At 54.4% G+C, this 19,603-nt stretch carries 13 protein-coding genes; 8 read left to right on the top strand and 5 right to left on the bottom strand.

Features of this window, described 5'->3' with window-relative positions:
• Positions 1-90: 90 nt before the first annotated feature.
• The 5 genes from JMJ04_RS17235 (at position 91) to JMJ04_RS17215 (ending at position 11,506) form a co-directional block, all read left to right on the top strand.
• Positions 91-1,251: a hypothetical protein gene (locus tag JMJ04_RS17235; RefSeq protein ID WP_201371687.1), complete on the top strand. Its 1,161-nt coding sequence runs from the start codon at positions 91-93 to the stop codon at positions 1,249-1,251.
• Positions 1,252-1,366: 115 nt separating this feature from the next.
• Positions 1,367-6,190 (top strand): hypothetical protein, encoded by a 4,824-nt coding sequence (locus tag JMJ04_RS17230; protein WP_201371686.1) that lies wholly within the window; start codon positions 1,367-1,369, stop codon positions 6,188-6,190.
• 458 nt (positions 6,191-6,648) lie between these two features.
• Positions 6,649-7,479, top strand: coding sequence for a hypothetical protein (locus JMJ04_RS17225; protein ID WP_201371685.1), 831 nt, complete (start codon positions 6,649-6,651; stop codon positions 7,477-7,479).
• Positions 7,480-7,638: 159 nt separating this feature from the next.
• Positions 7,639-9,354 (top strand): M14 family metallopeptidase, encoded by a 1,716-nt coding sequence (locus tag JMJ04_RS17220; RefSeq protein ID WP_201371684.1) that lies wholly within the window; start codon positions 7,639-7,641, stop codon positions 9,352-9,354.
• 100 nt (positions 9,355-9,454) lie between these two features.
• Positions 9,455-11,506: a S9 family peptidase gene (locus JMJ04_RS17215; RefSeq protein WP_201371683.1), complete on the top strand. Its 2,052-nt coding sequence runs from the start codon at positions 9,455-9,457 to the stop codon at positions 11,504-11,506.
• 49 nt (positions 11,507-11,555) lie between these two features.
• Here JMJ04_RS17215 and JMJ04_RS17210 read toward each other — a convergent pair whose 3' ends face one another.
• From JMJ04_RS17210 to bcp, 5 genes are all read right to left on the bottom strand, one after another.
• Positions 11,556-12,707, bottom strand: a complete 1,152-nt coding sequence (locus JMJ04_RS17210; RefSeq protein WP_201371682.1) for a Vgb family protein — start codon at positions 12,705-12,707, stop codon at positions 11,556-11,558.
• Positions 12,694-14,181, bottom strand: a complete 1,488-nt coding sequence (gene mtaB / locus JMJ04_RS17205; RefSeq protein ID WP_201371681.1) for a tRNA (N(6)-L-threonylcarbamoyladenosine(37)-C(2))-methylthiotransferase MtaB — start codon at positions 14,179-14,181, stop codon at positions 12,694-12,696. Before mtaB ends, JMJ04_RS17210 begins: the two co-directional genes overlap by 14 nt.
• A 262-nt stretch (positions 14,182-14,443) precedes the next feature.
• Positions 14,444-15,100, bottom strand: a complete 657-nt coding sequence (locus tag JMJ04_RS17200; RefSeq protein ID WP_201371680.1) for a DUF2085 domain-containing protein — start codon at positions 15,098-15,100, stop codon at positions 14,444-14,446.
• Between the two features lie 36 nt (positions 15,101-15,136).
• Positions 15,137-15,397 carry a glutaredoxin family protein gene (locus tag JMJ04_RS17195; protein ID WP_201371679.1) on the bottom strand — a complete coding sequence of 87 codons (261 nt, stop codon included), beginning with the start codon at positions 15,395-15,397 and terminating at the stop codon, positions 15,137-15,139.
• A gap of 253 nt (positions 15,398-15,650) precedes the next feature.
• Positions 15,651-16,148 (bottom strand): thioredoxin-dependent thiol peroxidase, encoded by a 498-nt coding sequence (gene bcp / locus JMJ04_RS17190; RefSeq protein ID WP_201371678.1) that lies wholly within the window; start codon positions 16,146-16,148, stop codon positions 15,651-15,653.
• A 247-nt stretch (positions 16,149-16,395) separates the two neighbouring features.
• On the opposite strand from bcp, the gene JMJ04_RS17185 reads away from it, so the two are divergent.
• From JMJ04_RS17185 to JMJ04_RS17175, 3 genes are all read left to right on the top strand, one after another.
• Positions 16,396-16,866 carry an alpha/beta hydrolase family protein gene (locus JMJ04_RS17185; RefSeq protein WP_201371677.1) on the top strand — a complete coding sequence of 157 codons (471 nt, stop codon included), beginning with the start codon at positions 16,396-16,398 and terminating at the stop codon, positions 16,864-16,866.
• Between the two features lie 99 nt (positions 16,867-16,965).
• Complete coding sequence (locus tag JMJ04_RS17180) at positions 16,966-18,393, top strand: glycosyltransferase family 2 protein (RefSeq protein ID WP_201371676.1); 1,428 nt, start codon at positions 16,966-16,968, stop codon at positions 18,391-18,393.
• Positions 18,390-19,520: a glycoside hydrolase family 113 gene (locus tag JMJ04_RS17175; protein ID WP_201371675.1), complete on the top strand. Its 1,131-nt coding sequence runs from the start codon at positions 18,390-18,392 to the stop codon at positions 19,518-19,520. Before JMJ04_RS17180 ends, JMJ04_RS17175 begins: the two co-directional genes overlap by 4 nt.
• The last annotated feature ends 83 nt before the right edge of the window (positions 19,521-19,603 follow it).

Raw genomic sequence — 19,603 nt, 5'->3', positions numbered from 1 at the left:
AGAAATGACGTTATTTGCTTTCCGCTTCTGGCAATGAGCAGTGTATTGAAAAGATAGAGCACAATTTTGATGATGGTATGGGAGGAGAAGATGGAGGCACAGCAACTCAATAGAATGCTTACCAAGGCGCAGATCCTGGCGTTTCTGGGGCTGGATCATAAGCTCAAAGAATCTAAGGAGCAGGTAATGGAGCGTCTTATGAAGCTGATCGATGAGGACGCTACAGCATGGCAACATTTGCTAGAAATGTATCCTGAGGAACTGGCAGTTGAGCCGGTAGAGGCGCAAACACTGCTTCAATGCACGCTTCTTGAGCGCCGCCGTTGGATTGAGGAAGGCAAACTACCAGTGCTCACCCATCGCCAATTTAGAAAAGCCGGACGTACACTTGGCTACCCGGTGCATGACCGCCGCATGATTCTGGCAATCACTCAGGAAGATGTAGCAAAATGGCGAGGCGAGCATACTGCCCGCACAAAGCAAAATCGGCATGCGGGATCACAAAAGAGCGCCGAGAGCCGCAAGGAACATCAACGCCTGCGGAAAGAACAGCAAGATGCCTGGCAGGCTTTAATAATGCAATGGCGGAGCCATGGATCATCTGGGCTTGTTGCGACTCTGGAGCTGGCATACTGGACCGTCTGGAGTTCCCGCTGGGCCAAGGAGAACCAGCTCAAAAGCAGACGTGCCACCAAATATGCAACACGCTACCTGGAACAGAAAAGCACCTGGTACCAACACAAAAATAAGGCTATGCGCCTGCTTGCCCAAACACCATATGCACGCCTCTCTTTTTATCGCCCACCAGAACCACATAAAATCTCACTGCACCTCTGCGAAACTCATTATGAAGAGAAAAGAGAGGGATATTACGAGAGCATCTGGGAGTACTTGGGCTTGAACACACAGGAGGTCAAAGCTTGCCCGCGTTGTCTCTACGCCGAAGAGAAGGATTACTACTCGCTCTACTTGCTAGAGATTCAGACCGAGGCTATTCCAGATCTCGTCTTCTCCTTCCATATGCCCTATCCACTAGGCCAGAAGCATTTCCCAGCTCCTAGCACGCTACCGAGTGTCGCCCATGTTGAGCAAGAAGGCTTTTTTCGCTTTGGCCGCACATTGTATGAAGCTGAGAAGATTACGCATCGAGAAAAAGATGTGCAGACGCGCTTTGAAGAGGCATTATCCAGGCTTCAGGCATACTATCCAGCCCCAGGTACAGGAAATGGGACAAATGACACTCAGCAGTAGCGTTTACTGAACGTACAATGTTTTGTAACGTACTCATATGTTCATTATCCTGTTTTTTTTAAGCATCAAGACTATGGCCCCTTATAAAGAGAGACGTAGCGAAAGAGAGGGATATATGCCTACTATTGCACAATGGTGCGCTGGCTGCAAGCTACCCATCCATGGTAGCCCTCCGGGAGAGGAATGCCCTCGTTGCCAGTATCCAGTCGAGTTAGAGAAAGAGAAGAACTTTCTTAGAAGGTCGATTCAGGACCTTGTGCGGGTCGCAGCCTACCAGCATAGGAACATCACCGTAGGGCAACTGATCGTGCAACACCAGGCTCGACTTAATACGCTTCAGCAGATACACCTGGAGATACCAGCGCCAATGCCGTTGACTCCGCCCACGCCAGCTATGAGCGCTCAAGCGCCATCTGTCGTGAGTGAGAAACAGATGCCTACACTTCCTATCAGCGCACCTGTAGATCATATACACAATGGTATGCCATCAGTAGAGCCAACACGAGTCGTCCAGCCTGGACCAGCACAAAGCCCAATAAGTCCAGTCATACCTGTGAGAGCAAACACAAGTCGGTCTGAGGAGGCTTTGGCACCCAGCCCAGAGCCTCAGGCCGTGGCACGATCTCCACACCAGATGTTCTCGTTGCGGACCTTCTTTGAAGACCAGACCATCAATATTGTGGCCTCGCTGGGTGCGTTTCTCCTTCTCACAGGGTCGCTCAACTTTATCGCTACAACTCCGGATCTGTTGAAATCATTTATTGTAATGCTCCTGGTGCATATCGTCTTTGGCGCCACCGGGATTGTAACGCGCAGGTTCGATAGTTTTCGGATCGTCTCGATCATCTACACTGCCATCTTTGCCTTGCTTATTCCCCTGGTCAGCTTCTCTGCGTACCGCCTGGCGTCTGGAAGCCTGGTGACATTTTCGCCTGCGGCACTGGTAGCCATGGTCACGGCATATGCGGCAATAGCGTACGGATCGCTCGCGGTCTATCAGCGCTTTAGCCTCTTTAGCTACCTCTCGCTGGCGGCGCTGAGCATCGCTGATGTCGCGACCCTCAGCGCCTTTCACCTGGCTTTGCCCTGGCTCTTTTGTGGGCCAATGCTGTTGGCACTTGGAGCGATGCTCTGTCTTCCCCCCGATAAGAATAGCGCAAGCATCTTTGATGGAAGGCTGGCAGTCTTGCACGACCCACTACGCGTCTGCATGTACCTCTGGGTAGGCATCTGCGCGCTGGGAGCCCTTTTGACTATAGCGATAGCGCTCTCATCTGAATACATCATTCTGCCCGGCATCTCCAACCTGGAGGAGAAGATTGCGCTCTGTGGACAGATCGCGCTGCTTTTAGGTTGGTGCCCGGGTATGGCTTGGCGAACACGCAAAACATATTGGGTCACAGGAACGTGCTACCTGTTTATCGTCCTGGCACTCACCATCGCCTTTGCCTGCTCACTACGCCCTGCTGGCTACGCTGTCGTACTTATTAGCGTGGCCGCCTACTATCACATACTGCTGCGCTTCGCGCCTTCACTCATGCGCCAGTTCAGAACGCAGGGCCTGGAGAAACAACTGGAAGGCATAAGCTTAACACTGATAGCGCTCGCTCCCCTGTTCGGTGAAGCAAGCATGCCCCTACACGTGTTCCTTAATACCTTCACGCATAACGACTGGTTGCCTCTTCACACTCCCACAGCTATGATAGATAGCATCGCGACCCTGGTGGTTTGCATCCTTGGTTTACTCCTCACGCTCAGTAGCGTCCAATTACATACCAAGTTGCAGCGTCAACTGGCTCCTGCTCAGGCACGCTGGTGTTGGCTCCTCCTTCTCTGCGGATTCTTACTCTACTGGCTCTGCGGTGAGACTCTGCTGCTCAGCTCACTTCACCCCACCTGGCTATTCCTGGGCGTCGCTTTGCTGCTTACCGCCCTGGGCTTTCAGGCACGCGCGAGATATAGCCAGGCATGGAGCAACCCCATTGAACTTGTCGCCCTCACTGGCATGGGCCTGACGTTGTTTTTCGCCCTCTCGCAAACGGCAGCCATTCAGCTCAGCCTACTACTGGGATTCGAAGTGATCAGCTATGGGCTTGCCATTGCGCAACGACGTCCAGGCCTTCTAGCACTGTCAATGGTGTTAGGCTTCCTGGCAATAGGGCCACTCTTTAACTATATTCCGTTCTTCTTTAGCCTCTGCCTGGTCCTACCTGTACTCGCAGCGGGGATCTCGCGCCAGTTTGCGCAACACTGGCCTCGTAGAGTCGAGACAAGATACCAGCACATCACCTGGGAATGGCCTGCCCTCTTCCAGGGGTTGCTGTATGGCCTCCTCTATGCAAGCATGGAGAGCATACAGACGCTCTCTGGCGCAACAACGGGCGTGCTCGCCGAGAACTTGCAGCCTATCGCGGTACCTATTCTCCTGGAACTGGCACTCCTGGCCGCAGCCTGGTATATCGGTGCAATCCTGGCACGCAAACCTTTGTGGCTGATTGTTTCCGCGTTCTTTGCGGGCGTAGCCATCTGCCTGCCCAGTAATAATTTCTTGTTCCTGGCATGGCTTGCTCCAATGAGCATTCTCGTCGCACTGGCTGCGCGCATGCGCTTTGGGAGAGTTTGGAGTGCGCCACTGGCAATAAGCGCCCTTCTGGCGACACTGATGGTTGGCATTAGTGGAAGTGTTCATCATGAAGCAACGCTCGCTACCTGGGTTCTGCTCCTGTGTGCCTCGCTCTACTATGTAGCAGGCCTTATCAGCCAGGAGCCAGCCGTGACTGGGCTCACTCCGGCCACATTGCTTCTGCTCATTGCGTGCTCGTTTGCAAACTTCTCCTTGCTGACATGGATAGCCCCGATCAGCATCCTGCTCATGTTGGGAGCACACCTCTGGCTTGGGCGCACCTATAGTATTGCCCTGGGCGTCACCGCGCTGATAGCGACCATTACGCTGGGTGTACTGGGAACCAGCAGCGGCAACCAGGCGACGTTACACGCGACCTTCTGGCTACTCCTGCTCTGTGCCGCACTCTACTATATCGCGGGTCTGCTCAGCAAGGAGCATGAGGTTACCTGGCTCGCTGGCATATGCACGGTCTGGGCCTTCTGCCTGCCCGTCAATACCTTTGCCATACTCACCTGGCTTGCACCCACCAGTATTCTCCTCACGCTTAGCATCCGCTTGTGGCGTGGCCCACGCCAGGCGCTAGCGCTCACAGTTTGCGCGAATGTTGCTACTATCGCGCTTGGCGTGCAGGGCGCCATCTATGGTGAAATGGCAAGCGCGAGCTGGGTTCTCTTGCTCTGCGCGCAACTCTTCTACGTCGGTGGACTGGTAAGTGAAGATCCGTTCTTTACATGGCTGGCACCTGTGTACACGACCTGGTCGGTATATTACGCGGGCGCGCTGGGTGATCTCTATCGTCCTGTGCTGATCGCGCTAACCTTTGCCCTGCTAGGAAGCGTCAGCAAGTATATAGCCTTCTTTCGCGGTGGGGAAAGAGACGAGAAGCGTGACTGGTGGCACAACTATAGCTTGCCACTCTATGCCACTGCCCTGGCTTCAGCCCTGTTGACAGGAATCTATGGCTCGCTCTCAAACGTCAACTTTCCTTTCTATGCCGCCGTGCCAGATATCCTCATCGTGTACGCGTTCGCTGCCTATGGTGTCCTGCTTAATGAGCGCAAGGCGCCGACACGTTGGCAGGCGCTGGTGTTGGCTTTTGCGGCCTGGGGCCTGCTCCTGGCAACCAGGGTAATCACATGCGATCCCGTCGCCCAGGCATGCTCGGCACAGCAGGTACAGCAGCAAAGCACATACCTAGTAACCCTGACCCTGGGCCTGGGAGGTGTGGGATTGCTCGTGGGACGCCTGGTAAAGATCTTTGCCAGAGGAGGCAAGAAGCAAGAAGTCACATCCCAGTTTCTGGTCTTGCCATGGAATGCCTCCTGGTACCTCGCCAGTCTGCTTGGGTTGCTGCTTATGTTCGGCTGGCAGGTACAGATTACACAACATCACTATGCGAGTCTTCCCTCAGGCATGTTGGTGGCACTGCTCGCATTGAGCCTCGTTGTGATGCTAGTGGAACGCATGCCAGAACTTGTGCTTCTCTCCAGTGCTCTGGCTCTATGGACCATCTCCACTCTACCCTTCACAAATTGGCAGGCTGCCCTGGCGTATAGCGCTCTCAATATACTCATCTTTGCCTCACAATGGCTCTGGCACAGGCTACGCCCACGCACGCACTGGCTCCCCACATCAGAGCTTGCCACAATCGTCAGTCTCATGGGGCAAGTCCTGGTAGTTGGCAGCGTGATTATGCAGGGAGGATTAAGCAGCACCATACCGGTCCTGGCCCACACAGGCGCCTTCACGCTCCTGGTTCTGTCTATGCTCATCGCGGCCTATGGCTATACGCAAAGGAGGACGAACTGGCAACGCTGGGCTTACTACAGTGCCTGTTTACTTGTTAGCCTGGCTCTATCGTGGGAATTGCTGGCGCTTCAGCAGACGCAGTTTGATGTGCTCACACTACCGCCAGCGACAGCTCTTATTCTGATCGCGGCATTCTTGCAACGGGATGAAGGGCTGCCACAACAACGAGTAGGTGCCCAACTGTGTACGCTGGCTGGCACGGCCCTCCTGCTCCTCCCCACGCTCTGGCTCAGCTTCCAAGGGTCGGAGTTGGCGCCCACGCTGCTCCTGGGAGGAGAAGCCCTGATACTGCTGCTGGTGGGTATCGGAACCCATATCCGCGTGTTTGTGCTCAGCGGAGCGGGCCTGGTAGTAATCGCGGCTATGCACGCGCTCTTTCTGCCCTCGCTCGGCCTACCATCCTCGCTCGCCCTGGCCATTATGGGACTCAGCTTGTTGATCCTGGCAACGGCCTTAAGCCTGACCCGCCACCGCTTGCGCTCCGCCTGGACGCAGTGGCAGTAAACAAAAGATAGACATGGTATGTGGTGGGAAAATGCGGCGCATTTTCCCACCACATACCATGTCTGCGCCAATAATTATCGCCTGGGTAAATTATGAATTTTTTTCAAAACGAAAATAGCTTTAGAATTTATCAATAATCCGATTCAGTACTAAAAAAGGGCAAAATATGTACTGCTAGTTGTATTATTTCGCGCCTGTTGTGATATGATGGGACAGGATAGAAGAATCACAACCTGGAGAGTTTGTTGGTGCCAAGTAAGGGAAATAGCGCCAGGGTGAGTTGGCGAGGACGGCTATTTACAAACCTATTTCTTACCAATACATATACCCCAGAGAACAGGGGTATGTACTCTCTTGCCTAAAAAATACACGAGCAGAAGCAATACGTGCAAAGAGCCAGGAACGGCGGAACATATGGAAGATGCAGCCGGGTTCATTCTGCTATCGAGGAGGAAGACATGGATCTATCGTTGCGGTTGGACACCTTGGGATTAGTGGAAGTGAGATACTTGCGGGGCCGCGAACGTTACCGGGACTGGCCCCAATTTGAGTTACTCGCAGCGTCAAGACAGGCAAGAATCTTAGCCTACTTTCCTCGCGAGGTGGCCGAACAACTGCACCAACAAATTCTCATGGTCGAGGCAGCCGTAGGCCTGGAAAGTGAGGAGGAGACGGAGCATGAGGAAGGCGAGGGCCAGGAGGTGGGTGTGGCTCACGAAGGAGAAACAAAGACCAGCGAAAAAGATGGTTCTACATTCTCCCCCGCCTTCGCCCAGGCACTCAAACAACTCAATGAGCTTGCACGCCAGCGCTTACCAGAAGCAGGCATCCCCGGCAACCAGACCAGCGGAGATCTCTCGCAAGAGATAGACGCTCTCGGGGATGATGATGACGCGTTAGAACAACTGCAAGACGCCTTTAGCCAGATGATGGAAGTTGTACGCGAACTGGCCGAAGAGATTTCTACTGACGCGCTCAAGTTAACGGGACGCTTCAAGTGCGCGCGCACCAACATTGAGTTCATTCCTCGCCCTCACACCAGCGAAGACAGTGATGATGATGACGATGACGATGACGAAGAGCTTGAAATCGATACCAGCAGCGGTGTCATCGACATCGAGGTTGAGCTGGTAATGGTGCTTCAGCTCTTTGAAGAGGGGCGCGCGCGCCCTGACGATCTGCCCGCGGTAGAGCTTCAGCTCGATGTAGACGATTTCGAACGCCTGCACGAAACGCTCGATTTCGCTATGGAGCGTGAGCGCCGAGGCCGGCGCCGCCCCAAGGCGTAAAATAGTCTCGGCCACCTGCTGTACGCCCTCAAACGTACAGCAGGTGATACCCCACTTAAGGGCAGAATGCTCGTCCTATAGCGCCCCTAACATTCCCCTTCATCAATGCAATGCCAGGCTATAGAGAGGCCTTTTTTAGAATAGAGACAGGATATCACCATGCCCAATGCTATTGTTCATCAGGAGTTCGACCCTCTGCAAGGAAAGCTTTCATACTACACCTACGAGATACTGACCCAACTCCTCTTTGAGCTTGTCGAAGCGCACCCACAGCTTGCCACCATCGAGTCTCTAGGCAAAAGTCTGGAAGGGCGTGAAATCTGGCTTGTCACCTTGACCAATCAGACAACGGGGCCAGCCCTGGAAAAGCCAGCCTACTGGATCGATGGCAATACACATGCAGGTGAAGTTACTGGCTCAACCATCGCCCTGTATACCATCTGGTCATACCTGACACGCTATGGGCAGGACGAAAAAATCACGCGCCTGCTTGACCGCACCACCTTCTATATTTTGCCGCGCCTGAGTGTGGATGGAGCGGAACGCTACCTGACTACACCCTATACTCTGCGCAGCAGTACCCGGCCCTATCCCTATGACGATGCCCATGATCCCGATGGACTCTATCCCGAGGACATTGATGGGGACGGCGAGATCCTTATGATGCGTGTCCCAGACCCCAATGGGGCATGGAAAAGCTCCAGGCAAGATGCACGCATTATGCGCCGCCGTGAGATTGATGAAGAAGGCGGAACCTACTATCACCTGATGACCGAGGGCCTCATCCGCAACTATGATGGCTACCTTATTCCTCTTGCTCCACGCAAAGAGGGTCTGGATATCAACCGCAACTACCCCTATCAATGGGCCGCGGAGAATGAGCAATCTGGCGCGGGAGCCTATCCCTTCTCAGAGCCAGAGACCCGGGCCGAGGCCGAGTTCTGGCGCACCCATACAAATATTTCAGGCTTCGCCTCCTACCATACCACCTCCGGCGTCCTGCTGCGTCCATACAGCACCAAGGCTGACGATGAGATGTTGCCCTCAGACCTGGAGGTCTTCAAGCTTCTTGGCGAGAAGAGTCAGGAGATCACGGATTATCCAGCCATCTCAACTTACCATGGCTTCCGCTACGGACCCAAAGATCTGACGAAGGGCGCGATGGATGACTATGTCTATGATCACCTGGGCTGGTTTGGCTTTACAGTTGAACTCTGGGACCTGCCCACCACAGCAGGCATCGGGCCACGCGACTTCATTCCCTGGATGCGCTGGCACCCAGAAGAGGATGACATTAAACTGATGCAGTGGAACGACGAGGTCATGCAGGGCGAGGCCTTCGAGGACTGGCGCCCCTTTGAGCATCCGCAACTGGGAGCGGTTGAGATTGGTGGCTGGAAGAGTAAGCTCTACCGACAGAACGCACCGCTGCGCTATCTGCCAGAGATGTGCGAAAAACATAGCGCCTTCACCCTGATGCATGCCTCGCTCAATCCCTACCTCAGTCTCTACGCGCTCAAGGTCGAACTGCAAGCAGAGCAGATCTACCATATCACTGCCGTCATCGAAAACAATGGCTTTCTCCCCACAGACACTAGCGCCCAGGCTCGTGAGCGCAGAGTGGTGCGTCCCATTCAAGTAACCCTGAGCCTGCCAGAGGAGGTCGAACTGCTGCAAGGGAAACAGTATCAAGAGGTGGGCCAATTGGAGGGACGCTCTAATAAGCTGCAAGGGAGCTATGGGCGCAGCATTACTGACCATCGCTGTAAAGTAGAATGGACCATCAAGGGCCCAACACATGCTACACTAGAATTAACAGTCCAGGCACAGCGTGCTGGTGTTCTACGACACACTATTACCCTCGAAAATGGCTAAGGTATAGGTGTAAGAGTAGGGGTCCTGCTTGCATAGCTCACCTTCGCAGAAGAAGGCCAGGTAAGCGCTGCCCCTACACATTACCAGAAAGGTTGGATTCATGACACGGAACATCGCCATTGAAGACCTCTATCGTATGCAGTTTATCGATAGGCCGCGCATCTCCCCAGATGGCAAACAGGTCGCCTATGTCGTGACGCGCATCGACGACAAGAAGCATGCCTATCGTTCAAGCATCTGGATCAGTCCCACCGAGGATGGAGAGGCGCGCCGCTTTACCCAGGAGACCGAGTTGACCAGCGCACCAACCTGGTCGCCCGATGGGCGCTGGCTGGCCTTTGTCGCCAAGCGTGAGAGCAGCGATCAGCCTCCCACGACGGAGAAGAAAGAGCAGAAGAAGCTCGGCAAGGATAAGCCCCAGATCTGGATCATGCCCACCGATGGCGGCGAGGCGCGCCAGCTTACTTTCATGGAGCATGGCGCCTCATCTCCCGCCTGGTCACCCGATGGCCAGCACTTGCTCTTCAGCGCACAAGTTGGGCCTGCTGATGAGGAGGAGACGGAAGACGGCAAGGCGCTGCCCAAAGTGCATGTGATAGACCAGCTCTGGTATCGCCTGGATGGCGTTGGCTTTATTTATGAGCGCCGCGCGCATCTCTTCCTGATCCCACGCGAGGGCGGAGAGCCACAGCAGTTGACGGATGGCGATTGGAACGATGGCGATGCTGCCTGGTCACCTGATGGAAATCAGGTTGCCTTCACCTCTGACCGCAACGAGGAGCGCTGGCGCCTTCCTGGAGCAGATGTCTATGTGCTCGCGCTTCAGGATAACAAGGTTGTGGGTGAGCCACGCGTCCTGACTGATGGCAGCATGGGATGTTCCTCACCCTCCTGGTCCACCGATGGGCAGCAGATCGCCTTTATCGCGTCAAAGAAAGTTGGTTCGGCAGGGCATGCCTATCTCTACACCATCGCCGTCAGCGCAGAGAAAGGCAAGCCGAAGAACCTGACGCCCGAGTTTGAGGGAACGGCCCTCGAATTCACCAATAGCGACATTGGCGACGAGCACCTGATGCCGCAGCCTGCCTGGTCCGCCGATGGCAAGACGCTCTATATCCTCTCCTCGCACCGGGGCGCCTCGCGTATCTATGCCATCTCCACCACCAATGGCGCGGGCAAAGAGCCACCGACGGTCACCCCTGGTAATGTGCATGTACGCGACTTTAGCATCGATCACAGCAAGCAGACCTTCGCGATGAATGTTGCCGACGCCACGCACCCACAGGAGATCTTCGTACGCTCAGCCGAGACCAATGGCGAACTGCGCAAGATTACCAGCTTCAACGATGCCCTACTCAATGAGCTCCATCTGGCAACGCCAGAGCACTTCACCTATGAGGGGGCTGATGGCTGGCCTATGGATGGCTGGGTCTTAAAGCCGCACAACTTTGATCCCTCCAAGAAGTATCCCCTGGTCCTGGAGATTCATGGCGGGCCGCAAACGCAATATGGCTATGGCTTCTTCCACGAGATGCAGCTTCTCGTTGCCGAGGGGTATGTCGTCCTCTATACCAATCCACGCGGTAGCTGCGGCTATGGCTTTGAGTTCGCGCATGCTGTACGCGGGGCCTGGGGCGAGAAAGATCCCATCGATATCATGAACGGCGTCGCCGAGGTCGTACAGCGTGGCTATATCGACACTGAGCGCATGGGCGTTACTGGGGGTAGCTATGGCGGCTTTATGACCAACTGGCTGATCAGCCACAACAACCGCTTTAAGGTCGCGATCACCGACCGCTGCGTCAGCAACATGGCGACCATGTTTGGCGTAAGCGATATCGGCTGGGACCTGAGCTATGACAACCTGGATACCACGCCCTGGGAGGACCTGGAGAAGTATATGAATATGTCGCCCATCAAGTATGTGCAGAATATTCGTACGCCGCTCCTCATCATCCACAGTGACCGGGACCTGCGCTGTAACATCGAGCAGGGGGAACAACTCTTCGCCGCGCTCAAATATATGGGACGCGAAGTGCGGCTGGTACGCTTTGAAGGGCAGAGCCACGGTCTCTCGCGTGGGGGGCATCCACGCTCACGCCAGGAGCGCCTGCGCCACATCCAGAGCTGGTTCGCGAAGTACCTGCAATAGTCTATAAATTAGCATAAAGGGAGCGTGCTCACATGCGAGCACGCTCCCTTTATGCTAATTTATAGACACCTATTTTGTCACTGGCGCTCTCAGTAAACCAGAGTTGCGTGTTGTCGCTGGAGAGGGCGAGACCGAGCGGATAGGCACCGCTCGTTGGAAGCGGCGTGAAGGTGAGTGCATGCGATTTCGCGTCGAGACGGGCCAGGGCGTTCTCAGAAGGTACGCTCATCCAGATATCGCCGTTACTCAGCGCCACGACATCATAGACCGTCCCGTCTGTCTCCTGGCTCTTCTTCGAGGAGACCGGATACGAGGTAAAACGCGTGCTGGCTGGCTCAAACTTCAGCAATTGGAGTTTGTTGAAGCCGGTAGCCCAGATAGTACCCTGGCGGTTGCTGGTGACCTGCATCAAGTAGAGCTGAGGATCGGGCAGGGGATAGAGCTGCACCTTACCGCTGGCTGGATCGAGGCGCGCTAGCTGGGCGGAACTCGATAGTGTTACCCAGAGCATACCCTGGTGGTCCAGCGCCAGACCATAGGGATTGAGCTTCTGTACGCTGGACTGAGCAGAGAGCGGATACTGCTTTATCTCTCCTGTTTTCGGATTTAGCATGCCAACGGAGTCGGCATTCAGCTCGGTAAACCAGGCGTTGCCGTGGGGATCGAAGACGATCTCGTTGGGAGCCGAAGAGAGCTTCAGCGTCTTCTGCGCATCCTGGGGATCGGGAATGCTCAAGATCGGTAGATGGTAGTTTTTAAACTGTCCCGAGCGGGGATCATAGTGCCCGATGAAATTGCCATACTCCTCGGCGAACCAGATCGTATCGTCGAGGGCAACCGTGACCCCCATCAGACCACCCGCGCTCTCTGGAGGCGTCATTTGTTGAAGAGAGCGCGTTCGGGGATCAAAGGCCGCCAGGTAGCCGCGTGACATCTCGGAGAACCAGACACGGCCCTGTGAGTCGACAGCGGGCCGCATCAGGCCACTATGGGCTTGTGGCAGTGTATATTCACGAAAACGTCCCGAGGTAGAGAGGGTCAGGGGCGGAGCATCCTGCGTGCCGTTACTGCTACCTGCCTGGTTATCCTGGGTAAAATTGCTACAGGCAGGCAGCAACCATAAGAGCAGGCAGAGCAAGGGTAGCAGCCATGTCAGCCGTCGAGCTTGTTGAGTAGAGGGCAGGCCTTTAGTGCGCCACATATGCGCCATGGATGCCATCATCAACCAGATGCGAGAGACGCGCAGTGACCAGCTTATGCTGCCAGGCACTCTCGGGATTGGGGAGATCATGCAGTTCAACGCGCAGGTAGTTATCTGTCAGGCCCTCCCAGTAACCATGCTTGGACTGCTCAATCAGCACATCCACGGTCTGGCCCAGGAACTGCTGGCGGAACTGACGGCTATGTTCCTCATTCAGGGTAAGCAGGCGAGCACTGCGCTCCTTCTTGACCACGTCCTTAATCTGTCCACGCATGCGTGCGGCTGCGGTTCCCTGGCGGGCGGAGAAGCGGAAGACGTGCGTCTTGGCGAACTCCAGCTCTTGCGCAAGCTGATAGGTCAGCTCAAAGTCCTCGTCGGTCTCGCCGGGGAAGCCCGTAATGATATCGGTACTGATGGCCACGCCCGGGATGCGCTGCTTGGCGGTCAGAATGATCTCACGATAGCGGGTGCTGTTATAGCGGCGAGCCATGCGACGCAGGATGTTGTCGGAGCCGCTCTGCATGGGCAGGTGGAAGTGGCGACACATACGCGGGTCCTGCCAGAGGTCCAGCCACTCCAGGCGGAAATCCTCAGGCTCCAGCGAAGAGACGCGAATGCGGGGCATATCGGTCTCACGCAGAAGGGTCGCGATCAGGTCGCCCAGGTCCTTCTGCTCGTCCCCCACCGGATGGTAGTCGCCCAGGTGAATACCGGTCAGCACGATCTCCTGGTAGCCCGCGCGCGCCTTGCGCTGCACATGCTCCACGACAGAGTCGATGGTCCGGCTGCGCGAGTTGCCACGTACGTAGGGAACGATGCAGTAGGTACAGCGATTATTACAGCCGTCCTGGACCTTCATCTGCACACGGGTACGCGAGAAGATGCGCGCGTTGGCCTGCTCCGTGGTCTGCGTATTATCGGTAAAGGGCGAGAGGCTGGAGGGATTTTCAGGCGCTGGCTCAGGCTCTGCCGGTAGGAAGTCCAGGGCATTATCGCTCCCGATATGCTGCGTATCCAGCGGCAAGACGGGCAGAGCGCGGCGCGCAGGCGCCTCATCTATAGAAGGAGTGGGCTCTTCTGGCTCTGAAGCAGCCACCTGGCTTGTCATGGACTCATAGCGCTGCTTAATGGTCTCGACCAGCGAGTCTTTGCCGGTGTTGCCAATCACCATATCGACGCCGGGGAGCGCGGCCACACCCCGCGGATTCAACTCGGCATAACAGCCGGTTACCACGAGAAAGGCATCTGGATGGCGGCGCTGGGCCTGTGCGATAAGCTGGCGCGAGCTGCGGTCGCCCAGGTGCGTCACAGTGCAGGTGTTGACAATATAGATATCGGCGGCCTCGTCAAAGTCACGCTGAATAAAGCCAGCAGTGCTCATCTGCTCGCCAATGGCCTCGCTATCGGCCTGATTCACCTTACAGCCAAGCGTCGTAACGGCGAATGTGGTTTCTTGTGTTGTGTGCTCAGACATCTTTACTACTATCTTCCACGCGCTCTTTACGTTATGCAGGAGGTTTTGTCTTCAGAAAATGATTGGTGTCTGTGCATGATTATAGCGCATTATACTTTGCTTGGGTAGTCCATCGGCCTTTTTGCTCAGGGCTGTTGCAGCGCCCAATTTGCCGCCTGCGGCGGCAGGCAAAAAGCGAAAAAATGATTTTTCGGGGACACCCCGAACCCCGGCAAAGGGCTAGCCGCCCTTTGCAATCCCGCTCTTTCCACGCGCACACATCTTACTCAGTCTGAGAAGGGGCTGCAACGATGTTCTGTTGTCCCTGTGCCATAGTGGGATAGGGAGGGGCGACGGGCAGGGTAAGGCTCTTTTGCATCATGGGGAGAGCAAACCAGACATTGCCGAGGCCGAAGAGCGTGCCTGTCAGCAGGCGGAGTTGCCAGGTGCTTTCGCGTAAACCGAACATCTGCGTTAGCCCATCCCAGGCGATGGGGAGCATCAGGATCACCCAGAACCACCAGGGAATGCCGGGTATGCGCTTCTTGGAGAGGGTAAAGATCAGGCTGCCAATGAACATCGAGGTATAGATTGAAAAGTTGCGTGCGCACATACCGAGCTGGTGACCAAAAATGTAGAAGGAGTGCGAGGGAATCTGTGCGCAGACGAGGTGCAGCGTGTAGAAAATGGGCTTAGAGAGGACGTCCAGTCCCAGGTAGGAGAGGAAGGGAACAGAGATGGCAGCAAAAACGAGTATTCCCAGACCGACAGTAACAATCGTCGCCCAGTGCTCGGTGAGAAAATCTCCCATCTTATTAGAGAAGTCCGACAGGGATTGAATGATACGCGGCTGATTGCGAGCTGGTCGGGAAAGCTGGCCCGGCCTCAATGGTAGTGGCTGTTTACCGCGCCCAGTTGTATGCAGAGAAGATGTTGCCATGATGCTTTAACCTTCGCTTGCCCTTCTTCTATAACGCTACACGCCAAAGGCGCTCGCCAGTGTCTCATACTCTATACGCCCCTCGGCGAGAATAGTTTCATCACGTACCACAACGGGGATACGGTAGCGATACGCCTCAAAGAGCGCCATATCGCTGCGAATATCGACCTCGTCCAATAGGAACTCGACCTCGGACGCGATCTCATCTAATATGTCGCGGGCCTCATCACAGAGATGGCAGCCTGCTTTTGTATAGAGTATGACCTTCGGCAAGGCCTGGGGTAATGCTTCGCTCAAAAATCCGCTTCCTTTCCCGCACATCTGCTAGCTTCGCTATTAATCATACTACGCCCTCTGCAAGAAGGCAATGCCACGAGACAAGCAGTTCATGTCTATCTTTCGCGCCTGCGGCGCTCAAGGAGGAGGGGTGTGCCTGGAAAACGGCAAAGCCGTTTTCCAGGCACTCTCTCAGAAGGCCCGTTATACGAGCAGAGATAGGCACACCCGTTACTCAAAAGGTTTGCGTAACTAGCCAAGGCTGGCAACATGTTTAGAGTTGGAGGGCTTCCACTGCCTCGAGCACTTCGTTGGCGTGATTGTCGGGCTTTACCTTGGGCCAGATCTTGCGAATGACGCCTTCTTTATCGATCAAGAAGGTGGCGCGCTCGACACCCATGTATTTCTTGCCGTACATGCTCTTCTCTTTATAGACATCATAGCTTTGGGCTACCTGGGTCTCGGTGTCGGAGAGCAGCGGGAAGGGCAGGCCGAACTTCTCAGCAAACTTCTGGTGTGACTTCACGCTATCTTTGCTGATACCCAGGACCACAACTCCACGCTGCTGCATCAGGTGGTTGGCATCTCGGAACGAGCAAGCTTCCACAGTACAGCCTGGGGTGTCATCTTTTGGATAGAAGTACAAGACAACAATTTTGCCTTTGAGATCGTCCAGGTGTACCTGGCCGCCGCGTACGACGCTCTCATCGCCAACGGCGGGCAGGGTAAAGTCGGGAGCTAGTTGTTGCTCCTGAATGGCTGTATCGCTCATTGAATGTCTCCTTGAAAGACAATTTGTATTAGTTTGTGTATATGCAGAGTGAAGCAAGCCACGAGCGGCGTTAACTCCACTTTCTTGCGCTATAAACATAGCATATAGAGATAGTTTTGTCTCTATATGCCTGACCCAGCACAGGATATCTCCCATTATATTGAAACCAATCAATGGAGCAAAAACGTAAGACATATGACCTTTGTCTTTGCAGTCAATTGTATCTAGAGGAGATAGATCGCACATTATGAAGACGACAAGAGACAATCAACATGAAACATATAGCACCCCAACAGCAAGCCTGGACACAACACAAAATGGCCGTGGGTCGGGGAATAAAGCCTGGGGCACGATTGCGGTGATTGGGGCATGCATAGTCATTTCCCTCTACCTGATCGTTCCTCTAATGATTTTCTTTAGCGGGCTGCATGATTGGATGACACAGTTGCTCTGCGCCCTATTCATTCTCACACTTGGTGAGTTTATCATATGTAGCATCTTGATTAAGACTTCACGTGCCAGGAAATTGCACACGCAAGAGATGCGTGCTCTACAGCAGCAACAGCATAAGAATACAATCGATTCCACAGCACAGAACATGCCCTTCAATGTACTGGTAGATGCGGAAACGGAGCGATTTCCTGTGGCACACTCGCAACAGTCAGCAAGCCCTTTTGAACAAGATGAAACAGTAAAAATACCAGTCATGAGACGGTAGGAACTGAAGAACACCTCTATATCGACTTCTTTTAAAAAAATTATAATCACCCATTAAAAATCTCTTTCATGCGATGCCGTATATAGAATGGAACGCTTTATGAATATACTTGCAATGGTAGGAGATGGGCTGGGATATTGCATGTTTGCGCTAATTAGCCTTATCAATATCCGCTTCCTCTCTTACTTCTACAGTTTTTTCGTCCACTGGCCGCGCTATCGACGACGCGAAAAGGTCACCACCAGTGATTTACAAAGGCTACCGCTGCCCTATATAAAAATCCAGATTACGACACGTGGGAGCGCAGGCAGCACTGAGGTTATCCGGCGTGGCATCAAGTATATCATGCGCCTGGCCTATGAGGATCCGACCTTTTATGGTCATTATCTCAACATTGAAGTGGTGACCGAATCGGAGGAGCAGAAACAGCTCTTTGAGCGTGAATTTGTGGGTACGCCCGTACCAGTCTACGTTGTTGTTCTGCCCAAAAATTATGAAACGCCGGGAGGCACTCAGCTCAAGGCACGTGGCCTGCACTACATGGTCGAGATGCGTAGACGCGGATTAAATCGCAAACATGGGCGCACCGTGATTGTTCACTATGACGAGGAGAGCGTCATGGAGCCGCTGGAACTGCGGCGCCTCTTCCGCTACCTCGCGCTCACTGATAAGAAGCTGACAGAGGGACCCATTTACTATCCCCTGGAATATCGTGATGCAAGCGTGATCTGCCGCGCCATGGAGGCTAACCGCCCTATTGGCTGCTTCGAATGCCGCGACGTGATGGAGAAGGGTATTCCCCTGCATTTACATGGCTCCAACCTGGTTATTGACGAGGATTTGGAGAACGAGCTGGGCTGGGATATTGGCAATTTGGATGGGCAACCCTTTATCGCTGAGGATTATGTCTTTGGCGTTAACGCCTATCTGCGATATGGCTCCTCAATTTTCGGCTGGCATGGCAGCGTCATGCTTGAGCAGCCGCCATTCTCATTTAAGAGCGCCTTTCGCCAGCGCTTCCGCTGGATCATTGGCGTGCTCCAGGGAATGGAGATGATGAAGCGTACGCCGATGTTTTCGCAGCTTCCCAAAGGACTACGCTTTCGCCTGACCTGGGGAACACGTTATCGTATCACGACCTTCGCGTTGGGTCTGCCTGCGGGTGCGATCTCGCTGCTCTACCTGATGTATCAATACGCCCAGTTCTTTCTGAGACACCAGGCAACACCGCCTATGCCCTTGCCAGTCATGCTCTGGATGATTTTCGCTGGTTTTCTCTGGCTGAACTCGATCTTTATCGGCGCCTGGTATAACATCTCGACCATTATGCACCTGCCTGCCAACCAGGGCATCGCGGAGATGGCCAAGGTTATTGCCATCGCGCCTATAGCAGGCGTTTTGGAGAGTTCCGCGGCCTTCTGGGCCATCTTTCAATGGATGCGTGGGAATCGTAAAGTCTCCTGGAAACCAACCCCCAAGACGGCTGAGGCTGACAAGGTTTCTATCACGGCAGGAGGAGGACAATGAAAATCAAAGGAAAATTGCTCTGGCTCACACTGATTATCCTGATTGGCGCGCTCCTGGCGGCGCGACTCTACTATGTCAAACCAGCCCCGCTCGCGGCCCTCATCACGCAGGCAGCCGTTGAGAAATCCAATCTAACCCGGACAGCAAATCCAGCAACGCCAACGCCAGTACCACTACGCCCTGACATGGCCACCGGCATGATCTTTCCCCAGTGGGGACCAAATGCCTATACGAAAGCCGATAAAAACTGGACACAGGGCCTCAAGGAGATTAAATCCCAGACCGGGGCACGCTGGCTGGGACTCTATCTCCAGTTTCACCAGGCCTCAGAGGATACGACCCAAATTGAATTAGCAAAGGACGGGCAGACACCTGCCGGACTCAAGGAAGGCATTGAGATGGCCCATAAAATGGGCTATAAGGTCTATGTGTTTCCCGCGATCACACTGGACAATGCCCATGGCTGGGCAGGCTACATTAAATATACAAGCGATGCAGAGAACCAGGAATGGTTTGATAACTACTGGCAACAGCTACAGCCGTTTGTCGCGGCTTGCCAGGAGGCCGGATGTGACCGCTTCTCGATAGGCAATGAATACGAGGGGCTTGAGCAATCTCCTGGTGACTACTGGCATCAACTCTTAACTCGCGTCCATAGTGCCTATTCCGGGCAGATCGTCTACAATATCAATTTCTCAACCCAGTTGAAGTCTCCCATCCCGCAGTGGATGCATGATTCCTTGCTGAGCGAGATTGGCGTATCAGCCTATTATTCACTGCTTGATAACGAGGGCACTGTGCCGCTAGCGCAACTACCTGTGCTCTGGCGCGAGCGAGTGCAAGCGCATGTTGATGACCTGGCGCATACACTGGGGAAAAACATCTTCCTATCCGAGATAGGCTACCGTGACACTAACCATGCTGGCTATCGTCCCTACCAGGACACGGATCAGGGACAGAAAGATCTGAAGGTGCAGGCAGCGCTCTATGATGCCGCCCTACAAAACATCGCCAATGATCACCTCATCGATGGAATCTTTATCTGGGCCTGGTCGAAACCACCCTTCGCGCCCAACAGCACCCCTGCCGCTCAAACTATTCACCAGTGGTATGAGAAGCTTTCTTAGTCCAAGCTAGCCTGGACCCTACAATTCACATCGCCAGAATAAGGGCGTGTGGTGAAGACTGGTAGAGTCCAGGCTGGAATGGG

Origin of the sequence: Ktedonobacter robiniae, from assembly GCF_016587375.1 — a bacterium.
In the GTDB taxonomy this organism is placed as follows: Bacteria; Chloroflexota; Ktedonobacteria; order Ktedonobacterales; family Ktedonobacteraceae; genus Ktedonobacter; species Ktedonobacter robiniae.
This window is presented reverse-complemented; position numbering and strand designations above follow the sequence as displayed.